The 17,877-nt window shown below is 34.8% G+C and carries 17 protein-coding genes and 4 pseudogenes; 8 read left to right on the top strand and 13 right to left on the bottom strand.

Going from position 1 to position 17,877, the window contains the following annotated elements; translation table 11 throughout:
* Nucleotides 1–252: 252 nt before the first annotated feature.
* Together WAK64_RS10900 and WAK64_RS10895 are read left to right on the top strand one after the other, a co-directional pair.
* Nucleotides 253–2,163: a hypothetical protein gene (locus WAK64_RS10900; protein ID WP_336587004.1), complete on the top strand. Its 1,911-nt coding sequence runs from the start codon at nt 253–255 to the stop codon at nt 2,161–2,163.
* Between the two features lie 140 nt (nt 2,164–2,303).
* Entirely contained in the window at nt 2,304–2,522 is a 219-nt protein-coding gene (locus tag WAK64_RS10895; RefSeq protein WP_419465931.1) for a recombinase family protein, read from the top strand.
* Between the two features lie 606 nt (nt 2,523–3,128).
* Here the strand turns inward: WAK64_RS10895 and WAK64_RS22425 are convergent.
* From WAK64_RS22425 to WAK64_RS10865, 7 genes and pseudogenes are all read right to left on the bottom strand, one after another.
* A complete protein-coding gene (locus WAK64_RS22425) occupies nt 3,129–3,305 on the bottom strand; it encodes a SunI/YnzG family protein (protein WP_419465930.1) in 177 nt (58 codons plus the stop codon).
* 164 nt (nt 3,306–3,469) lie between these two features.
* The gene (locus WAK64_RS10890) at nt 3,470–3,643 is read right to left on the bottom strand and encodes a hypothetical protein (RefSeq protein WP_336587003.1); all 174 of its coding nucleotides are present in this window, start codon (nt 3,641–3,643) and stop codon (nt 3,470–3,472) included.
* Nucleotides 3,644–3,663: 20 nt separating this feature from the next.
* Complete coding sequence (locus tag WAK64_RS10885) at nt 3,664–4,554, bottom strand: right-handed parallel beta-helix repeat-containing protein (RefSeq protein ID WP_336587002.1); 891 nt, start codon at nt 4,552–4,554, stop codon at nt 3,664–3,666.
* A 20-nt stretch (nt 4,555–4,574) separates the two neighbouring features.
* Nucleotides 4,575–4,844, bottom strand: a complete 270-nt coding sequence (locus WAK64_RS10880; protein ID WP_336587001.1) for a hypothetical protein — start codon at nt 4,842–4,844, stop codon at nt 4,575–4,577.
* A gap of 156 nt (nt 4,845–5,000) precedes the next feature.
* Nucleotides 5,001–5,347 (bottom strand): annotated as a pseudogene (locus tag WAK64_RS10875) (DDE-type integrase/transposase/recombinase); the annotation flags it as partial.
* 612 nt (nt 5,348–5,959) lie between these two features.
* Nucleotides 5,960–6,499, bottom strand: a complete 540-nt coding sequence (locus tag WAK64_RS10870; RefSeq protein WP_336587157.1) for a GNAT family N-acetyltransferase — start codon at nt 6,497–6,499, stop codon at nt 5,960–5,962.
* A 676-nt stretch (nt 6,500–7,175) separates the two neighbouring features.
* Complete coding sequence (locus WAK64_RS10865) at nt 7,176–7,400, bottom strand: hypothetical protein (protein WP_336587000.1); 225 nt, start codon at nt 7,398–7,400, stop codon at nt 7,176–7,178.
* Between the two features lie 337 nt (nt 7,401–7,737).
* Here WAK64_RS10865 and WAK64_RS10860 point away from each other — a divergent pair, with 337 nt between their 5' ends.
* Nucleotides 7,738–8,082, top strand: coding sequence for a hypothetical protein (locus WAK64_RS10860; RefSeq protein WP_336586999.1), 345 nt, complete (start codon nt 7,738–7,740; stop codon nt 8,080–8,082).
* A 242-nt stretch (nt 8,083–8,324) separates the two neighbouring features.
* Nucleotides 8,325–8,456, top strand: coding sequence for a hypothetical protein (locus tag WAK64_RS10855; protein ID WP_336586998.1), 132 nt, complete (start codon nt 8,325–8,327; stop codon nt 8,454–8,456).
* A 189-nt stretch (nt 8,457–8,645) separates the two neighbouring features.
* Here the strand turns inward: WAK64_RS10855 and WAK64_RS10850 are convergent, their stop codons facing one another.
* Together WAK64_RS10850 and WAK64_RS10845 are read right to left on the bottom strand one after the other, a co-directional pair.
* Nucleotides 8,646–9,050, bottom strand: coding sequence for a hypothetical protein (locus WAK64_RS10850; RefSeq protein WP_336586997.1), 405 nt, complete (start codon nt 9,048–9,050; stop codon nt 8,646–8,648).
* A gap of 58 nt (nt 9,051–9,108) precedes the next feature.
* Nucleotides 9,109–9,210 (bottom strand): annotated as a pseudogene (locus WAK64_RS10845) (colicin E3/pyocin S6 family cytotoxin); the annotation flags it as partial.
* A 420-nt stretch (nt 9,211–9,630) separates the two neighbouring features.
* On the opposite strand from WAK64_RS10845, the pseudogene WAK64_RS10840 reads away from it, so the two are divergent.
* From WAK64_RS10840 to WAK64_RS10830, 3 genes and pseudogenes are all read left to right on the top strand, one after another.
* Nucleotides 9,631–10,745 (top strand): annotated as a pseudogene (locus WAK64_RS10840) (IS110 family RNA-guided transposase).
* A gap of 426 nt (nt 10,746–11,171) precedes the next feature.
* Nucleotides 11,172–12,113, top strand: coding sequence for a right-handed parallel beta-helix repeat-containing protein (locus WAK64_RS10835; RefSeq protein WP_336586996.1), 942 nt, complete (start codon nt 11,172–11,174; stop codon nt 12,111–12,113).
* A gap of 206 nt (nt 12,114–12,319) precedes the next feature.
* Nucleotides 12,320–12,565: a hypothetical protein gene (locus WAK64_RS10830; RefSeq protein ID WP_336586995.1), complete on the top strand. Its 246-nt coding sequence runs from the start codon at nt 12,320–12,322 to the stop codon at nt 12,563–12,565.
* Nucleotides 12,566–12,639: 74 nt separating this feature from the next.
* Here the strand turns inward: WAK64_RS10830 and WAK64_RS10825 are convergent, their stop codons facing one another.
* The 4 genes from WAK64_RS10825 to WAK64_RS10810 form a co-directional block, all read right to left on the bottom strand.
* Nucleotides 12,640–13,587: a right-handed parallel beta-helix repeat-containing protein gene (locus tag WAK64_RS10825; protein ID WP_336586994.1), complete on the bottom strand. Its 948-nt coding sequence runs from the start codon at nt 13,585–13,587 to the stop codon at nt 12,640–12,642.
* Between the two features lie 341 nt (nt 13,588–13,928).
* Nucleotides 13,929–14,825, bottom strand: coding sequence for a right-handed parallel beta-helix repeat-containing protein (locus WAK64_RS10820; protein WP_336586993.1), 897 nt, complete (start codon nt 14,823–14,825; stop codon nt 13,929–13,931).
* A gap of 60 nt (nt 14,826–14,885) precedes the next feature.
* Nucleotides 14,886–15,887, bottom strand: a complete 1,002-nt coding sequence (locus WAK64_RS10815; protein WP_336586992.1) for a right-handed parallel beta-helix repeat-containing protein — start codon at nt 15,885–15,887, stop codon at nt 14,886–14,888.
* Nucleotides 15,888–15,932: 45 nt separating this feature from the next.
* Nucleotides 15,933–16,241: an alpha-helical endospore appendage domain-containing protein gene (locus WAK64_RS10810; protein ID WP_336586991.1), complete on the bottom strand. Its 309-nt coding sequence runs from the start codon at nt 16,239–16,241 to the stop codon at nt 15,933–15,935.
* A gap of 1,154 nt (nt 16,242–17,395) precedes the next feature.
* Between WAK64_RS10810 and WAK64_RS10805 the strand changes: the two are divergent.
* A pseudogene (locus tag WAK64_RS10805) lies at nt 17,396–17,877 on the top strand (hypothetical protein); the annotation flags it as partial.

Genomic DNA, 17,877 nt, shown 5'->3' with positions numbered 1-17,877 from the left:
CTGGAAAAAAATAGGTGTGATTTCAATCACACTTTTGTCGTTTTTTAAAAATGTATAATATACTCAATTCTTATATTTTTCAGAATATTAAATAAAAAATAGAAAGTTTGGTGGTATTTGGAATATTAGGGATATCATTTTTTATAATCTCTGTAGGTTCAGGAATTCATCCTAGAGTTTACTCACAAAAATTAGTAATAAAGGATACGTATATAATTTAATTGAAACTAATTTTTAGGAGTGTGAGATTTTATGAAAAAAATTAAAAAGATATTTATAGCAACGGGTGTTTCTTCAACTTTATTATTAAGTAGTTTATCGACTACTTCACCAATTGCTGTAAATGCACAGGTTTTCTCGGTTGAAGGTCAGGCCACATATTATGATACAGGAAATCAACCAGCTATAGCTGTTAACGAATCCGGAAGAATATTTGAAATTCATCAATCTGGAGAGGGAAATAATCATATCTATTATAATTTAGGGAAATTGAAAGATAAAAATATCACTTGGGATAAAGGAAAGGATAGTGGAACACAATTAGTAGATTCTAACGGCTCATCGATAGAAGGTGTATATGCGAAAAACCCAGAAATATTTTGGCTTGATGACGAAACGATTCTTCTTACGGTAAATAATGTCAAGGATAATACGATCAATTCTCATCTATTAAAAATTATTAATGGAGCAGTTACTGTAGTATCTAGTAAAAATATAAATATCCCTTATACCAAAGGACCCTTCTCTTCCGTTACTCACAATTCTACAATGAGGACTTTATCAATTGATCAAAATGGGAATGCCGTCATGTTCTTTCAAAATAAAAACGATAGACATATCAATTTTGTTGTAGGACAACCACAGTTCGACACTTCTGGTACAATTGTTGGAATAAAATGGGGGGACCCTATCGATACAAACAATCAATTACCTGAAAACTCGAGAATTGCTTCGGTCGTACTAGGAAAAGATGGAACCATTGTTGCAGCAAATACTATTCTAAAGAAGTTGTTTGATGGTGGCTATAATGCTGATGGAAGAGCATATAGAAGTCTTGGAAAGATGGATAAAGAATATAACGTCACATGGGATGAGAAAAATATACAATACGATAATGATGCTTATAATATTGTACTTTCTATTTCAGGGGATAAGGTGATTGAATCTTATACCACCCTAGGTGATCATCGTGACTTAAAATCCAGATTATGGAAGATTAGAAATGTTTCACTAGATAGTCGAACGATAGAACAGCAAGATGATCAAGGTTTTTATAACAATGGAAAAGAACAATCTTTAACACTTACTGATGGGTATTTAATAGAATCTCATGTAGATCCAGCTGTATTGGGGAGAGATGACTTATATTACAGCATTTCAGAGGCAGAAGAGAATATTAATCTGACTGATTTTAATCAATCAGGCGTTACAGTCACGAAAAAGTCTGATGAGACGGTCTATGGATCACCTGTCTATAAATTAACAGCTAATCGAGCTGATGAAATTGACTATTTAAATTATACCATCAATGGTTCTTTTTATACATCACAACAAGAGTTTAGCATATGGCTAAGAGCCGATAAAGAACAAACGGCTACATTACGATTAAGAAGTGAAATGAAGGGTTGGCCATTTGAGCCAAATTTCCGCACACTTAATGTTAAGTTGACTGAAGAGTGGAAAGAATATAAGATTACTCACGGTTATCAAATGAGGGTTGAATTTATTCAAGCAGAAATTTATCCTGCTGGCAGTAGAAATGGGACAGGTACTATTTATGCAGCGAACCCTCAAATAGGAGAGAAAGGAGAAATGTATCAATCTTATCTTGAAAAACTAGTGGAGCTTTCTGAGAATCTTAGGATTGATGGCAACACTTTGATAGTTCCTTTTGGTGTAGCATGGCCATCCACTGACAATGATAAATACAAAGTAGTGATGAGAATCGGTAAGTATGATTTAAATGAAGGATGGATAACGAAAGATTATGATTATGACAATCAGCAATTAATTGATCGTGGAGAGGTCCAACTTGGAATGTGGAGAGAACAGGCAGAATGGAATACTCTGTATAGAGCAATGGCGCTCGTGTTGGACACTGAAACAGGAAATGTTCTTTATCATTCGTATAATGGCTATTACATGATGCCAGAACAACCTTAGATACTGAATAAGATACTAAGAGGTTCAATCGACCATTAAGGTTCCATTTCACATTTAAAATGGTGAATATTCCGAAAAATCTGTAGTATTCAATTACTTGTCGATTTAAAAGAACTAGAACAACGTGGCATTCAGTGATAATGAATTTAGGGATTGTTAAGAGAACGTCCTCAGGGAAATTTATTTTGACAGTCATGTCATCTTTTAGTGAATTAGACCGGACATTAATCAAAGAAAAGCAACAAGCAGGAATTGCAGTTGTTAAAAAGACAGTGAAAGAAATATGTAAAATTACGAATATAAGTGAAGCAACGTTTTATCTCATGTGGCGAGAGTATAAAAATAATCTGGGTTGTTAACTGTAATTAAAAAATAGGGTAGAAAAAAATATTCGTTCTTGTTACAGCATTATTTCATTTCATTCCTAAAAAGAATGAATTACAATATTTTCTAGAGGATATTTCCTCGAATAACTTCTCTGTATCCCCTGCAGTTGCAGGGGTTATTCTTGTCCCTTGAATTTCTACCATTCAAAATTGACATGCTCCTTTTTAGATGAATAGTATCAGTATGTCCAAGTTTTTGAGAATTCCTACATGTATATTGAATTTTAGTACCAGAACCATATTCAAGCACCTTCAAATTCAAAAAAGAAGTATTAATTAATACAGAAGGTAGTGTTAGAGAATACCTTTACTATGTATACTTTTCAAATATTCGCATGGCTGCTCCTAATCTGTCACTTTTGAAGTTATTTTGCACCTTTTTTAAGTACTATTTTGCACTGTATGTAAATAAAAAAGGTCCGATTCCCCAGCATTAAAATTGGGGAATTAGACCTTTTTGTTACTCCACAATCGCGCCCTATTGCAGAAGACTTGAATTCGAGATACCTTGTAATATAATCTTCGATTACAGCCCCCGATTTTAAATAAACTAAGCCATATATGACAATATCTTTTCTTTCAAACCACCAATATTACTAAATAGTATGTAAGTATCTTTTTTATTTTGATAACTATTGTATCAGTACTTGCATACGGGTAACCAATCCTAATAGCTGACTTATTCTTACTACCATACGTATTATCATAATCAACATTGGTTATTTCGGATAAGGGTATTTCAATTTTACTAAGCAATTATTTGATAATGAAGCTCTCATTTTTTACTCACATTAATGAATAGGTGCATTTCTACTAATTATATACGATTGTTTGAATTAGATAGTTTCAATTATTGGGAACATTTATCTGTTACATTATTCCGTAAATCTAGTGCAATACATAAAGAAAAAGTACATTTCTTACTGCAGAATTGCGCACCCTTGAACGGCAAACCCTTGTAATGTTGTTCGATCCGCACTTACAACCACACCGTTATTACTCCCTTGTGCTCTCAATAAATAGTTTTTCGATAGATTTATATGATCAATAACACTATTCCGTAAAACGGCCGTTTTATGGAATGGTGTTTTCAAAAAAAAACCAAATTTGGCTCTTAATTCGGACAGTCCACATTAGCACCTATCGATGTTCCACATTTATTTCCTTTGAAATTGTTGGCATCTTGATCGTTAATATCGACAGTATTCGTCCCATCACCATTCCTAAACGCACGATTAAAGAAAACATCATTGTCGTTAGAACCTGCAGAAAACAAAATACCATTATCTACATTATCATTAACGTTATTTCCTTTAATCATGTTGCTATCTGAATTGGTGGTTAATTCTATACCTTCATCATTTCCATTAGTGGTATTCCTTATAATCATGTTGCTAGGCGAACCGACTAACAAAATACCGTTAAAAATATTTCCGTTAGCTGTATTCCCTATGATCATGTTGCTTTCTGAATTGAATATGCCAATACCCGGATTCTCATTCCCATTAGCTGTATTCCCTTTAATGATGTTGCTACCTGAATTGTTGAACATGCTAATACCATTATTACCATTCTCATTAAGGGTATTTCCTTTAATCATGTTGCTAGTTGAACTGTCTAAGAAAATACCCTCCTCATCAAAATTTTGAATAGTAAAATTCTTCACCAACACGCCAGAAGTGTTATTAATCGTTATTCCATTACCTCCCACCACAGTATCTCCATCTAGTATAGGTTTTGTTTTCCCTATCCCAATCAACTTGATTTTCCCTTTATCAATAGTGACGTTTTCCTCATAAGGTCCACCACTGGCTTTTACTAAAATGATATCTCCTGGACCAGCTGCATGAACGGCATCTTGAATTGTGAGTTCATCATCCGGCACAACGATGGTTTTTTCGTTAAAAAGTATAACACCTACTCCGATAACGATACCAATCAAGAATACCCCAACAAACGTAAAGAATAGAGCTGTTATTGGAAATTTGTCTTTGAACGTCTTCAATTCTTCACCTCCAATCACTATTATTCAAACAGTGTTCTAGCAGTGATGTTTTTTTCTTTCAAACATTGGCGTACAAACTTTGCAATGAGAAACAGAGTAATGACGGCAAAAATAATTCTGATAATCAAGACGACAATCGTAGGAATATCAACCATTGCAAACCATAATTCTCCGAAACCTAGTACGAGTAATGCGGTAGTGATAATACTGTTGTTTGATAGTGCTAACCAATAAAGGTCAATTCTAACGTCTTTACAGGCACAACAGACTTTTTCTTCTTGAAGTGTCATTGTTTGTTACCCCATATGTTTCTCCCACTTTTATCTTATTAGTGAATACGCAATTAAATGCTTGACTAGGAGACATTTCACTCCTTGATAAAATCATCCCAAACAACCTTCTACCAACTGAATAGTAGAGGGATTTGTATGGGTAACTGTCAAGAATTACGGTTCTGGTGAAAAAACATCCACTTCACTTAATATTGAAACGGCTACTTCAAATGATTTGAACCCCAGCATGTAGCGTACTCATTTTTTGATAAAACGATGGTCTTGTTCCATGATATCGTTGAGGTATTTTATTTGTCTGATGAAATGCCTTCCGATATCCTTCCCTCTTCTTTTCCCTCTTGAATTGCTCCAGGATAAGCTGGATTTTGATCAACCGTGACCACACGAGGTTCACCAATATGAGAAGCAGCCAAGGCTTTCTTAATAAAGCGCTTGGCTGCTTGTTTATCACTTGATTCACTTAAATAAAAATCAATCGTATTCTCTACTGAATCCACTGCACCAGGAGAATCATCTTCTATAATTAGTGATCCGTTAGATCCTACTACGTTATCTTATATTGATTCAACTGTAGAAAATGGAGTAACGTATTACTACACTATTTGGGTAGTGATAGACAGTCAGTCTCTACAACCGTCTAATGAAATTTCTGTAACACCTCAAGTAAACTTAAATTCAGAAAAAATATCTACTCTTTAAAACCTACGTAAACATTAAGTAGCCCAGAAACAAGAATGAATTTGTTTCTGGGTTATCTTTTATTTGATTCACTTTTTTTCAGAACTCTATAAATTGAGGAGAGACTCGTTGACCAAGGTTAAACTTATCGATGTTTTCTTTATTGGTTAGGAGGTCGATAGTGGGTAGCGTTTCAAATAAATACTAATGAGGCTAATACAGAGTCAAATCGTTCTTTTTTCTCGATTCAACCTTACTTTATAGAATAGCATTTATCATTAAAGTTTAGAAAATGACATAACGTATTTGATTAGTTTTCCGACATTCTGTATAGAAAAAACAGTATATTTTAGTTTTATCTCGAATTCAATCCTTCAAGAATATGGCCCTTTCCACAAAGAAAGAGCCCAATTCATACTCCTGAATTGCGCCCTCTATAACGGAATATCAGAAGCCACAAATTCGTTTTCTAGTATGCTCATTTCCCATATGCTCCAGTATTCGTTACCATTTTTTCTAGAGTCTCTAAGCAATCCCTCTTTTTTAAAACCAGTTTTTTCATAACAAGCGATTGCAGACAGATTGAAATCAAAAACGCCAAGACAAACTCTATGTAAATGTAGTTCATTAAAAGCGACTTTAAGTATTTCTGTCATCATTAATTGACCTATTCCTTGACCCCTTGCATTCTTATCACCGACTAATACTTTACCCACCCTCGCAGACTTATTTTTTCTATCAATTTTACCTAAAGAAATATGACCAACAATAGTTGCTGTTTCTTTGTTCATTACTTTGTACACGAAGGTATCAGAGTTAACATCATTTGCTTTCTCAATGTATTTTTCTAACTGACTTTCATCTAAAGGATAATCGAATCCAGGTCCTCCCCATTGAAGTAAAAATTCATATGAATCAATCCAATTGATAAGTTGTTTGAAATCTGAACGCTCAAAATATTTAAGTTCGATCATCATTTGTTCCCCTCTTTTATTTTTGATTTATGCACTGAAGACCATTGTATTTCACAATTAAACTTTATTCCATAAAAATGTCACTACCATAAAAAATGACACTGATCTGAATTTCAGATTTGCGCACAATAGCTGAAGGCTTGAATTCGAGATAACTTGTGAAATAGACTTCTATTAAAACACCTTTTACTTGAATAAGAGATAAGCTATATTTTAACACTCATTTTATTAAGCCCATCTTTATTTATAAGTGCTACTTCCTTTGATGTGTTCCATTTCAATTAACCAAAATACTTATGGAATTTTTACTTTTTATTATATCTCCAGTAGTATTTTTAATTATGATAGTAGTGAAGAACTTATCAAAGTCATGTTCACAATATACTTCTGCACGATGCTTCCTATCAGGGCTTTTTTAGGCTTTTGCCTTATACAATGAATTTCATAAAATAAGCCTCATTAAATGGATATTGATCCTATCATTTTTTGTCACTAATAATATCTAATCCCTTTTTTAAAAAATGAGAAGATGAGCTTTTTCTTTCAACATTGTTTAAGCTAAAATAGTAATCAATATTGAAATCAACAAGAACCTCGGTGACTCCACCTACACATTTAACCTCATTATTATTTTGCAATCTATTAACACAATTAATCATAACCTGCCAATTGTCAACTATCTTATACTTGATGAAGTTTTGTCCAAAGAGAGAGACAACACACCTAATTTCATCTCTAAATTGTACCTTTTTTCTTTCCAACTCATTTCATAATCCTCTTCGGATCCATCTTTTCTTATATATGGTATATCCAAATCAAACTCTTTAAGGGTAGGCATATTTTGCCCCCATTTCATTTTTAATATAAACATCGCTTCTTCAACAATTCTGGACGTTAGCAAAAACTCTCCTTAAAGTGGAGTGTTTCAATATATTTTTCTATTCTAGGAGATTTGTCTATTTTAGCTTGATGGAAATGTGGCAGAACCCCTTCTAGGTTTATGTTGACGATTAGGATTACTCGCTTAGCAAACATTCAAACTCGTACGTTTGCTTGTACTGTCAAAACTGATGCATGCTTGAATCGTTCAGCCCTTTGCAGATGACCTCAACGCCACTATCACGCAAAACTCATTAGTCATTTCGCAAAACCTCTATTAAATTATGAGTGTGAAACCTGCACGTAAATATCTTATTCGTCATACTATAATATATCTAAATATGAAAGGTGGTGTATAAATGAGTCATAAAAAGAAGAAAGTGAGAACAACGGGCGTTTTATATCGAGAAGTAGGTACAGATAATAGCCATGCTGAAATTTTAAACCGAAGTGACCAAACGATTAAAATAACTGCATTTGCTTACGATTGGGAAAATGCAACGGAGCCGAGATTAATTAAAAAAGAAGAAATCACCATCGAACCAGAAACTCGGGGAACGTTTGATTCCGACACTACTCGTCACTTTGAAGTACTATTTGAAATCGATCCGGACAAGCAGTTAATTATAAACCTTTACTTCCGTGACAGAGATAATTGTACTGTAGGTAATACTTTTTATAACGAAGACTTCGTCGAATTGTAATTCCTGATAATTGTCTCCGGCTCACTGTAAAGAATTTGACAACCGATGTCGAATAATATATGTGTGAACAAGGTAGGTAATTTCATATGGAAATTCAATATAATTTCGCTGATCTGGGTGGTAGCATCGCAATTTTCATTCCAATTATTGCTAGTAGGTTGGGTGGTTATTTTTCGTTTGCACTATACCAAATACAATCTATTAACATAGTATATAGAACAAAACTCATGGAGGTGAAAGAGATGGGTTCATTTATAATAGTAGTGTTAGTGTTGTTTATTTTGCTAGTCATCATATTGCTTGGTTCGTGTAAAGAAAGTACAACTGAATTTCCATTAATTACTACAAGCCCAGGATTAGTCGGATCTCTGTGACAGACCGATTCTTTTAACAAGCCTTTACACAAGCATTAGGGGGTCACGTTACCAAAAGTAAAAAATTGTATGTTTAGATATATTTTAGCCGGTTACCTGTACGGTAAGAAACTGACTGTTGTTTCCTAGTATTTCTTAACCCGTAGTAACAGAGTAAACGTCAAGTAGCCCAGAAAACAATAAGTTAGATCAATATTGGGTATGGTCCTCAATAAATAATTCTAAATCTAGTTGCTTTTTAGTATATGCCTGAGCAGAATCACCATCAAGCATTGGCACTATTCTATTAATATCCTTATTATCAATAATAAACTCATGTTGCAAGTAAAATAAAGGAGCAACTTTTGATACCAGCAATTTACTAGTATAAGTAACTGAGAATTCTCTCTTAGTATATCCTTCAAACTCAAAAAATATTTCTGTTGACGGCCAAACCCCTTTGTTGTTGTAAACTTCTATAGTAATATTATTTTCTGTAACAAAAGCATTCACTTCTTCTGGGAGCAAAGTTTTCCTTTTACATTTTGTTAGATAATCAGATGCTTCCTTTTCCATATAATACTTTTCAATTGCCTTTTGGATAGCAGTATTCATTCTATCTTTCACTACCTATTTATGATTAAATCATGCCTGTTTTATTTATCTGAATATTCTATTTTTTCTCAAAATTAAATTCTCCTAGGTGCTTCCCTCTTTTATTAGTCTTTTCAAATCTGCCATGTTGAGTATCTATAGAATAATGGTTTTTTCCTTTCGAATCAGTATAAACATCTTTTTATATGGACGCTTCCTCACATCGTTCATTTTATACATAAGATCCATCTGGTCAAAATGAAATATTATTATCCACCATTTGTTCCTTTTATTATATACTAGTTAATTTTCTAATTTATCTCGATTTCAAGTCTTCAAGATAATGGCCCTTCGTATTATAAGGTCAGCCAGAAAATATTTCTGGTTGACCATTTTTTATATTGATATATGATTACGGTAGCCGGGGTAGAACGTAATGGCCCTTGGGACTTGATCCCGTCGGCTATACTGTCCACCCCCTACTTGTAGAAACATGTTTGAGGCTGGTTGGGGCAGAGACCCCGCATAACAAGCGAAGCTATGACACTACAAGATAGACAGGGGCTACCGACAAATCTACTAAAAGGAGATGTGATACCATATGGATCCAGTGATTGGCCTGGATGTCGCAAAAGGAGAAAGCCAAGTTCAAGCTTTCCTGGCAAGAAAGCAACCCTTCGTTTTTTAAAGAGGTGGAAAGCCACGCTGAATTAAAACCTGTCATTGTTTTTGAATCTACAGGGCACTACCATGAACCTATTTTACAGTTTCTCGAGGAAAAAAGGATTGCGTACTATTTAGTGAATTCCGTTGTTTCTTAAAGTAAAATCAGACCCAGCTGATGCGAAACATTTATGCGAGATGTATTACAAAGAGGACTTAGTCGCCTATCAACAAAAAATATTCAAACGATGAACCTGAGAAATCTAAATAGACAACCGATTCCTTAACACGGAACTATGTCCATCTAAAACTTCAGTTTCAAACGATACTCGATCAAGTATTTCCTGAATATAAAGGGGTTTTTAGTAATTTATATGCGCCTTTATCTTTAAAAATGCTACTCCTCTACCCTACTTCTCATGAAGTATTAAAGGTACCAACAATAGAATTAGCTACGGAAATGTACGGTATAGGAGGAAAAAGATCGTATGGGTGGTTTTATGAGAAGGCTTTGAAGTTAAAAGAGTCAGCAGAACAGAACCCATTTAAGAAGACACTGTATCAAAGCCATTTGGTTACGCTAAAAATGTATATTCAAATGCTTCTTCAACAACGAGAGTTTCTGAACGTACTAGAAAAGGAAATCGAATCGCTAGCGATGAAGTTTGAGGAATATGAGATTCTTACATCCCTCCCAGGGATAGGGACTAAAATAGCAGCGACACTAATTTCAGAAATAGGCGATGTCACGCAGTTTAGTCACCCGAAAAAACTAGTAGCTTATGCCGGGATTGATCCAAGGGTTTACCAATCTGGTAAGTTTACAGCAACAATCAATCGAATTACCAAAAGAGGATCTACTAAGCTCCGTCAAACGCTTTATACAGCTGTTCAGTGTGGATTAACCAACAATCGAAATGTAAAGATACGAGCGTATTATGACAAAAAAGAAGTGAGGGCAAGCCTCACAAAGTAGCCATCATAGCTTGTGCCAACAAGCTATTGCATTGGATTTATGCCATATTAAAGCATAAACGAAGATACACTGCATAAATCAATACAAATAATTACATAACTTACAAAAAACTTTAATTAGAAACATTGAAGCTTCTTTGTCATACATATTTTTAATTATGTCATCTTTAATCTAGTAGAATATTTAAAAAGTATTGACTTATATTAGCTGGTATAGCTGAAGACTTGAATTCAGGATAGCCTTAAAAGAAGTTAATTAATTCACATTGAAACTCCTCGTATTCATTCCAACACCTCTCTTTTTCCACATTACCTACTAAATACTATTTAATAATATTCCAACTTTTATATACCCATGATTATCTTATTTATGGGAACAAATTAATTCAAAAATACGACTTTCACTCATGAAAACTACTACTTATTTCTTTACCAGAAGTCCAAACACCCCTTGTCCTTCTTTCGTATACTATAGTAACTCTAATAGAAAGGAGGGTAACGAATATGGTATTTAGAATTGTACCTACTATGTTTCCAAACGTACAGGATGCCATTGATGCGTCGAGTGAAGGCGATAGCATTAAAATACTAGCTGGAAAGTTTGACGGGTTTGAAGTAGATGTAGACAATTTAAAGATTTTCGGTTGTGGCATTGGGCGAACGATTATTGAAGGGGCACCTTCACAAGGCAGTAGTAACGGTGTGGCTGTGAATGCGAACCGAATCATTTTACAAGCCTTTACGGTTCAGGGGTTTACTGGAGACGGTGTATTTGTTGAATCAGGTAATAATAACGTATTAAAAGATATTGAATCAAGGTTTAATGGGAGCGACGGTTTCGACCTCCGCACTGATAATAATCTAATTATTAATTGCGTTGCTTCCTTTCATTCTGAAAATGAAACAGGTTTTCAACTTACTTCACTTTCAGAACATACTTGCATAATTACCTGTAACAGCTTTCGAAATGGTACAGGATATCAAACAGCTAGTGGTGTCAACAATAATGGTATCGGCAACAAATTCATATCTAACATTGCCAAAGAAAATAGTGTGGGTGTTGATTTGGATAATTTAAATGGTCCTGATGGTTTTAATACTTTTATTAAGAACAAAGTATTTCTAAATAACACCGGGTTCAGAATTGACGTAAATAATAACAATGTAATTAACAATATAGTATGCAACAATGCAGGAAACGGTTATGATGTGGGAATTTCTGATAACAACATCATCGACTCCAACATTGTTCGTAACAATGGGACAGATGTGACAGACGCAGGCACCTTAGTTAACGATGGTGCAACTAGTAACACGATTCGATTCAACAAAGCGAGAAATAATATCGAATTTGACATTGAAGCGCTAGGCAATGCTTTTAATAACAATACATTTGATGGAAACCAGTGTGGGAGTAGTGATCCCCCTTCAATATGTGATTCTTAATAAACAAAACCTCTTTTTTGAATAGAGAGGTTTTACATAATGGAAGAATAGTTAATGCGTTCATGTGTTTATAAGTATATTTATTAAAATTACGATTTTCACACATGAAAAATAATTTTCTCTATCCCCAATATCTAATTTCACATATAGCACAAACACCACTTGTCCATCTATTATATACTATAGTAACTCGGAGAATAACAAATATGGTATTAAGAATTGTACCAACTATGTTTCCAATGACACAAGATGCAATCAATGCTTCAACCGATGGAGATAGTATAAAAATATTAGCTGGAATATTTGATGGATTTAATGCAAGTTATAGGAATAATTTAAACATATTTGGTTGTGGCATTGGCAAAACAATTATTGAAAGTATACCGGGGGTTGGTACCACAGGTATACAATCATCTGTTTCATATTTACCCTCAACTAAGGCTCTTTCTTAGGGTGCAGCCACATCACCATCAAGCTTAATGAAAAAATATGTACAAACTCTCCTTTTAAAAGAGAGTTTTGCTTATTAAGAATCACAGATACCTGTAGGCGGAAAACTGTTACTACATTTGTTGCCGTCGAAAGTGTTGTTAACGTCAGCAGGCGGAATGGCTTCGATATCAAATTCGAAGTTATTTTTCGCTTTGTTGAAACGAATGGTGTTGTCAACTGCGCTATCTTCGATTAGGATTCCTGCGTCAGAATTAGCAGTGCCGTTGTTACGGACAATATTGGAGTCAATCACGTTTTCACTAGCAAAAAGAAACAATCTAATACCACTATCCTCATTGTCACATACTACATTTTCTATAATATTATTATTGCTTGTGGGGGTGGGGCCACCTGGAATTGTTTGTAAGCGAATTCCGTCATCACCATTTTTAAATACTTTGTTTGCAAACAGCGTGTTGGAGACTGCTAAGTTGCCCAAACTAGTCAGTAATCTGAACCCAGTTAGTCCATTTCTTTTAGTAGTATTTGAAATGAATTTATAAGCTATAGTAAGAGTAAGATCAAAACCATGTTGGCTATTTTGACTACTATCACAACTTATAATACAACTACTGCCTCCTCGACTTAAAAAACCAATGAGATTAAAAGAAGCTATACAATTCAAGAAAGTGTTATTAGAACCTGTAAAAAAACCATTATTATTAAGTTTGGACTCGATTTCTTTTAGAACATTGTTAGAGGATAGGGAGATTACTCCAGATTGATCGAACCCTTGCACGGTAAACCCTTGCAATGTTGTTCGGTCAGCATCCACAACCACACCGTTGTTACTTCCTTGCGCTGGAGCTCCCGCAATAATCGTCCGACCAATCCCACAGCCGAAGATTTTCAGATTTTCCACGTTTACCTCAAACCCATCGAATGTCCCAGCTAAGATTTTAATGCTGTCTCCAGAAGTCGATGCATCAATGGCATCCTGAACCGTTGGAAAAGCAACTGTAGGCACAGTACGTAAAACCATATTTATTCCCCTCCTTTCTTCATAAAATTCTCATGGTTATCAGGTACAGAAGATAGAAAGAAACTATCCAGTACGGACCTATCCTTTTCCACATTGAAATCTGAACATTCCTTTAGATTTTCCGCACATCTATTTCCCTTGTAAACATTACGTGTAGCATATCAAGCTCCTTTAAGCATAGAGATATTTAGATATTAGACAGACTGCATAACTATAAACGGAGAAGGAAAATACCGACGTTAAGGATTTGTCAAAAATGAGGATGAAGAAAATCGAATAATTAGTTAAAGGACCATTGAGATTCAAGAAAAGTTGTAGGACATAGGAAGAAATATGATGAATTAAGTGCATATCGTAGCAGGATCACTACTACCACACTGGTTAGCATCGAAGGTGTTATCAGCAAAAGCAGCACCTTGTGCTTCAATGTCAAATTCAACGTTGTCCTTTGCTTTGTTGAATCGAATGTCATTATCCATCGCACCATCTTCTACTAAAATACCAGCATTTGTAATATCTGTCCCATTGTTACGAACAATATTGGAATCAATACTGTTTCCGCTTACTCCTGTAAGTACGGAGATTCCATTAGACCCGTTATGGCAAATCGTATTCCTTTGAATGTTACTATTTTCATCGGTCAGTTCAACTCCATCGGTCCTATTATTTTGAATTTTATTTTCAAATATTGTGTTGGTTTCACCTACCAATACCCCATTCTCACCATTTTTCTCACTAGTACTATTTATTATAGAAATATCATTACCAATAGTTTCAAATCCATTCATTTTATTTAAAAAGGATTGGCAATCGAACACTAAACTACTAGTAGTAATATTGTACCCAGTAGTATTAAATGCAGCTATACATCTAGTTAGGTAATTATCAGGGTTAATAATTAAAAAACCAGCACCTTGATTGTTTATTGACTCTATATCTTTTAGTATGCAACCGTTATTAACTACGCTTATGCCATTACCGATAAATCCTTGAATCGTAAACCCTTGTAACATGTTAAGATTGGCAATTACCAAGACTCCATTCATTCCACCACCAGCGGGTACCCCTTCAATAATTGTCCTTCCAATCCCACAGCCGAATATTTTCAAACCCTGAACCGTCACTTCAAAACCATCAAACTTACCAGCTAATATTTTTATGCTGTCTCCTGGACTTGAAACGTCAATGGCATCCTGAACCGTTGGAAAAGCAACTGTAGGCACAATTCGTAAAACCATATTTGTCTACCTCCCTTCTTCTATAAATTTTCATGATAATCAGATACAAAACTTTCAACATTAATTGATCCCTGGATCACAGGCTTCCATTGGACTACTTGGGTTGTCTGTGCACACATTACCATTATAAATATTTGGCGTTGCAAGACCTGCTCCGTCTAGGATGCTGAAATCTTCATTTAACTTTAATTTATTAAAGGTAATCGAATTCGGCTCTACAGTACCCGCACCATCGATTACAAAAATCCCCGCATTATCCGGTTGACCCATTGTCCCATTTCCGCGAACAATATTCCAGTCAACACGATTCCCATTAGGCTCAGCACCTTCTGCTCCAACCAATGCAATCCCTATGGTCGTATTATTACATACTTTGTTTTCTACAATTCGGTTATTGTCTGTTTGACAGTTGATTCCAATATTATTCTTAAGAGCTGTATTTCCATCTAATATCGTGATAGATCCAGAATCATCTAACAAAAATCCATCCTCAGTATTTTCTTTGGCTACATTATTGGCCAATCTATTTAATATCCCGGAGACATGATATCCTGTTGTATTTTCTTTACTTGTATTTCCCTTGAGAAAATTAGTGCTTCCACTAATCTCAAAACCATCGCCTTCTCCCGTTGCATTCGACGTTGCGATATTGTTGACGAGTGTATTGTCATCCGTTTGAATATCAAAGCCAACTTCGTTGAATGTTGCTTCGACATTTTCAATCACGCAGTTATCACCACTCAAGTTCGGTCCTACCTGAAGGAGGACACCACTTCCACTATACCCTTGTACAGTAAAATCCTTTAAATAAGTCTGTGGTGACCCATCAATCACAACACCATCACTTGCTCCCCCGAAAAAGATGGTTCTACCGATTCCACAACCAGCGATTCGAACACGTTCAAGAGGGTCTACATTTTGATCTTCATCCGGTAGCACGAATGAAGGAAACATCCCAGCTCTTACTTCAATTGAATCTCCCGATACAAGAATAGGAGGAACAACGTTATCAATTACAGCCTGAACGGTAGGAAAGTCATCTGGTACAATAAAAATTGTCATTTTTCTCCCTCCTTTCTAATTAGATATTGTCTTGACTGTTCATTCCTAGCAATCTTCGACGACTTCAAATAGCTCGATGACATTTTCTACTTTAAATTGAAGTAACATTTCTTTTTTAATAACATGTTTGAGTGTTTCATTCACATTATCGTTCACTGCAAGTAAATCTTCGATGGTTAAGCAATCATCTTCGAAAGCCATCACAGCAGCTTGAATTTTCTCGCCTTCTGCGTTCATAATGTGGGCGAGAGCGAGCTCTTCTTGTCCAACAGTTGCAAGAAGAAATAAGAGGGTTTGATTTTTATCTAAATCTGGTAAGTCATTAAACATATCCGGAAAGTTAGGTTGTCCCATCAGAATCAACTCCTTTCTTCTTAATTTTCACCTCACAGTATTTTATGTAACTAGACAAAGAATGCCTGTACAAATAACTAGATTGACATAAAAAAGCTACGTGTGTGCCGTTCCACGTAGCTTTCGAAAGGAGTATTGGGACTTTTCCGGTAGTCCCATTATTAGTATATGAAAGTCTTATAATAGTGATTAGACAACTTCCCTATACAAACCTTTTCTATAGTGTATTCTTTCAAATATACAGAACGAAGGAATAACGGTTAAGTCTAAAAGATTTTGTTTCAAATAAACTGTATATTTATGAAAATGAAGTTCAATAGATAGATTGAGCACTTTGATTCTGAAGTTTTTTGCAATCCTGTACATTACTAGAGAATTTAATTCAACAGGGATATCCTTCAATATAATTCAATTTGATTAAAAATTTATCTCGAACTCAAGTCTTCAAGATAATGGCCCTTTCATAAGAAAGGTTCTTCTCAATTACAGAAAAACGCACGGTCGTAACTCTTGTAATGAAGTTTTCCTCTCCCAATCACTAAAAAAGCTTTGTGTACTCAGGGAAGTATCTATCAATCCATCGGTGTACGTGTCCCTAAACAATTTGAAGGCCCTTCATGAGCTGACCGTACAGATTCATTCCTTCACGTAGGTCTGTATAGATTATCTCGGGTAAATGAAGTTCAGAATAACGGCCACCCTGAATGAGCGGTGAAATGAGATTACTTTCATTTTTTGTACCAGAACTCAACAACTACTATAAAGATTCGTAATATGTACTAACATTTTTTCATTGTAAACTTTAGAGCTTTAAAGTAATATAGAAGAAGAGTTTGTGGAAATTAATGAAACTAACATAACTCTTATATATAGAAGGATTCCGTTCATTAGAAGTAGATGCACCTCTGACCCATATTCTCTAACTATAAGGCAGGTATATAGATGATCTAAGTGATAAAACTAGAATGCTTCATTTCTATTATTGTTATATTAATAACTTTATGTTTATAAGAACGAATATTTTTGAATTTTTTTATCTAAATTCCTAGTTTTCAACTAAGAATAATTTGAATTGTACATAAGAGGGTTGATATACATCTATCATTTTACTAAAGTTTTACATCAATACTACTCTAATAAAAGGAGAACTCTTTATGAAACAGAAATTCATAATATTATTTTTGATATTTTCAATAATCTTAGGTGGAGTGCAACTTGTATCTGCTGAAGTCCCTGAAAATCCTGATTCCATTGAATTAACAGCCACTCCAGGAAACAATCAAGTGACACTGGAATGGGATAAAGTAGAAGGCGCTACACATTATCTAGTTGGAAGATCCACTACACCAGGAGAATCATCTTTGATCATTAGTGATCCGTTAGAACCTACTACATTATCTTATACTGATTCAACTGTAGAAAATGGAGTAACGTATTACTACACTATTTGGGCAGTGATAGACAGTCAGTCTCTACAACCGTCTAATGAAGTTTCTATAACACCTCAAGCTACTTCGGAACCTCACCAAGTGAGGGTAGTCGCATCTGATTCTCAGGTGACACTGGAATGGGATATGGTAGAAGATGCTACACATTATCTAGTTGGAAGATCCACTACACCAGGAGAATCATCTTT

The sequence above is a fragment of the Bacillus spongiae genome (genome assembly GCF_037120725.1).
In the GTDB taxonomy this organism is placed as follows: domain Bacteria; phylum Bacillota; class Bacilli; order Bacillales; family Bacillaceae_K; genus Bacillus_CI; species Bacillus_CI spongiae.
This window is presented reverse-complemented; position numbering and strand designations above follow the sequence as displayed.

Excerpts from the sequence above, each read along its gene's own strand:
- WAK64_RS10900 (WP_336587004.1), top strand. The coding sequence starts at position 253 with ATGAAAAAAATTAAAAAGATATTTATAGCAACGGGTGTTTCTTCAACT.
- WAK64_RS10895 (WP_419465931.1), top strand. The coding sequence starts at position 2,304 with ATGAATTTAGGGATTGTTAAGAGAACGTCCTCAGGGAAATTTATTTTG.
- WAK64_RS10880 (WP_336587001.1), bottom strand. The coding sequence starts at position 4,844 with ATGACACTTCAAGAAGAAAAAGTCTGTTGTGCCTGTAAAGACGTTAGA.
- WAK64_RS10870 (WP_336587157.1), bottom strand. The coding sequence starts at position 6,499 with ATGATCGAACTTAAATATTTTGAGCGTTCAGATTTCAAACAACTTATC.
- WAK64_RS10860 (WP_336586999.1), top strand. The coding sequence starts at position 7,738 with ATGAGTCATAAAAAGAAGAAAGTGAGAACAACGGGCGTTTTATATCGA.
- WAK64_RS10855 (WP_336586998.1), top strand. The coding sequence starts at position 8,325 with ATGGGTTCATTTATAATAGTAGTGTTAGTGTTGTTTATTTTGCTAGTC.
- WAK64_RS10850 (WP_336586997.1), bottom strand. The coding sequence starts at position 9,050 with ATGAATACTGCTATCCAAAAGGCAATTGAAAAGTATTATATGGAAAAG.
- WAK64_RS10835 (WP_336586996.1), top strand. The coding sequence starts at position 11,172 with ATGGTATTTAGAATTGTACCTACTATGTTTCCAAACGTACAGGATGCC.
- WAK64_RS10830 (WP_336586995.1), top strand. The coding sequence starts at position 12,320 with ATGGTATTAAGAATTGTACCAACTATGTTTCCAATGACACAAGATGCA.
- WAK64_RS10825 (WP_336586994.1), bottom strand. The coding sequence starts at position 13,587 with ATGGTTTTACGTACTGTGCCTACAGTTGCTTTTCCAACGGTTCAGGAT.
- WAK64_RS10820 (WP_336586993.1), bottom strand. The coding sequence starts at position 14,825 with ATGGTTTTACGAATTGTGCCTACAGTTGCTTTTCCAACGGTTCAGGAT.
- WAK64_RS10815 (WP_336586992.1), bottom strand. The coding sequence starts at position 15,887 with ATGACAATTTTTATTGTACCAGATGACTTTCCTACCGTTCAGGCTGTA.
- WAK64_RS10810 (WP_336586991.1), bottom strand. The coding sequence starts at position 16,241 with ATGGGACAACCTAACTTTCCGGATATGTTTAATGACTTACCAGATTTA.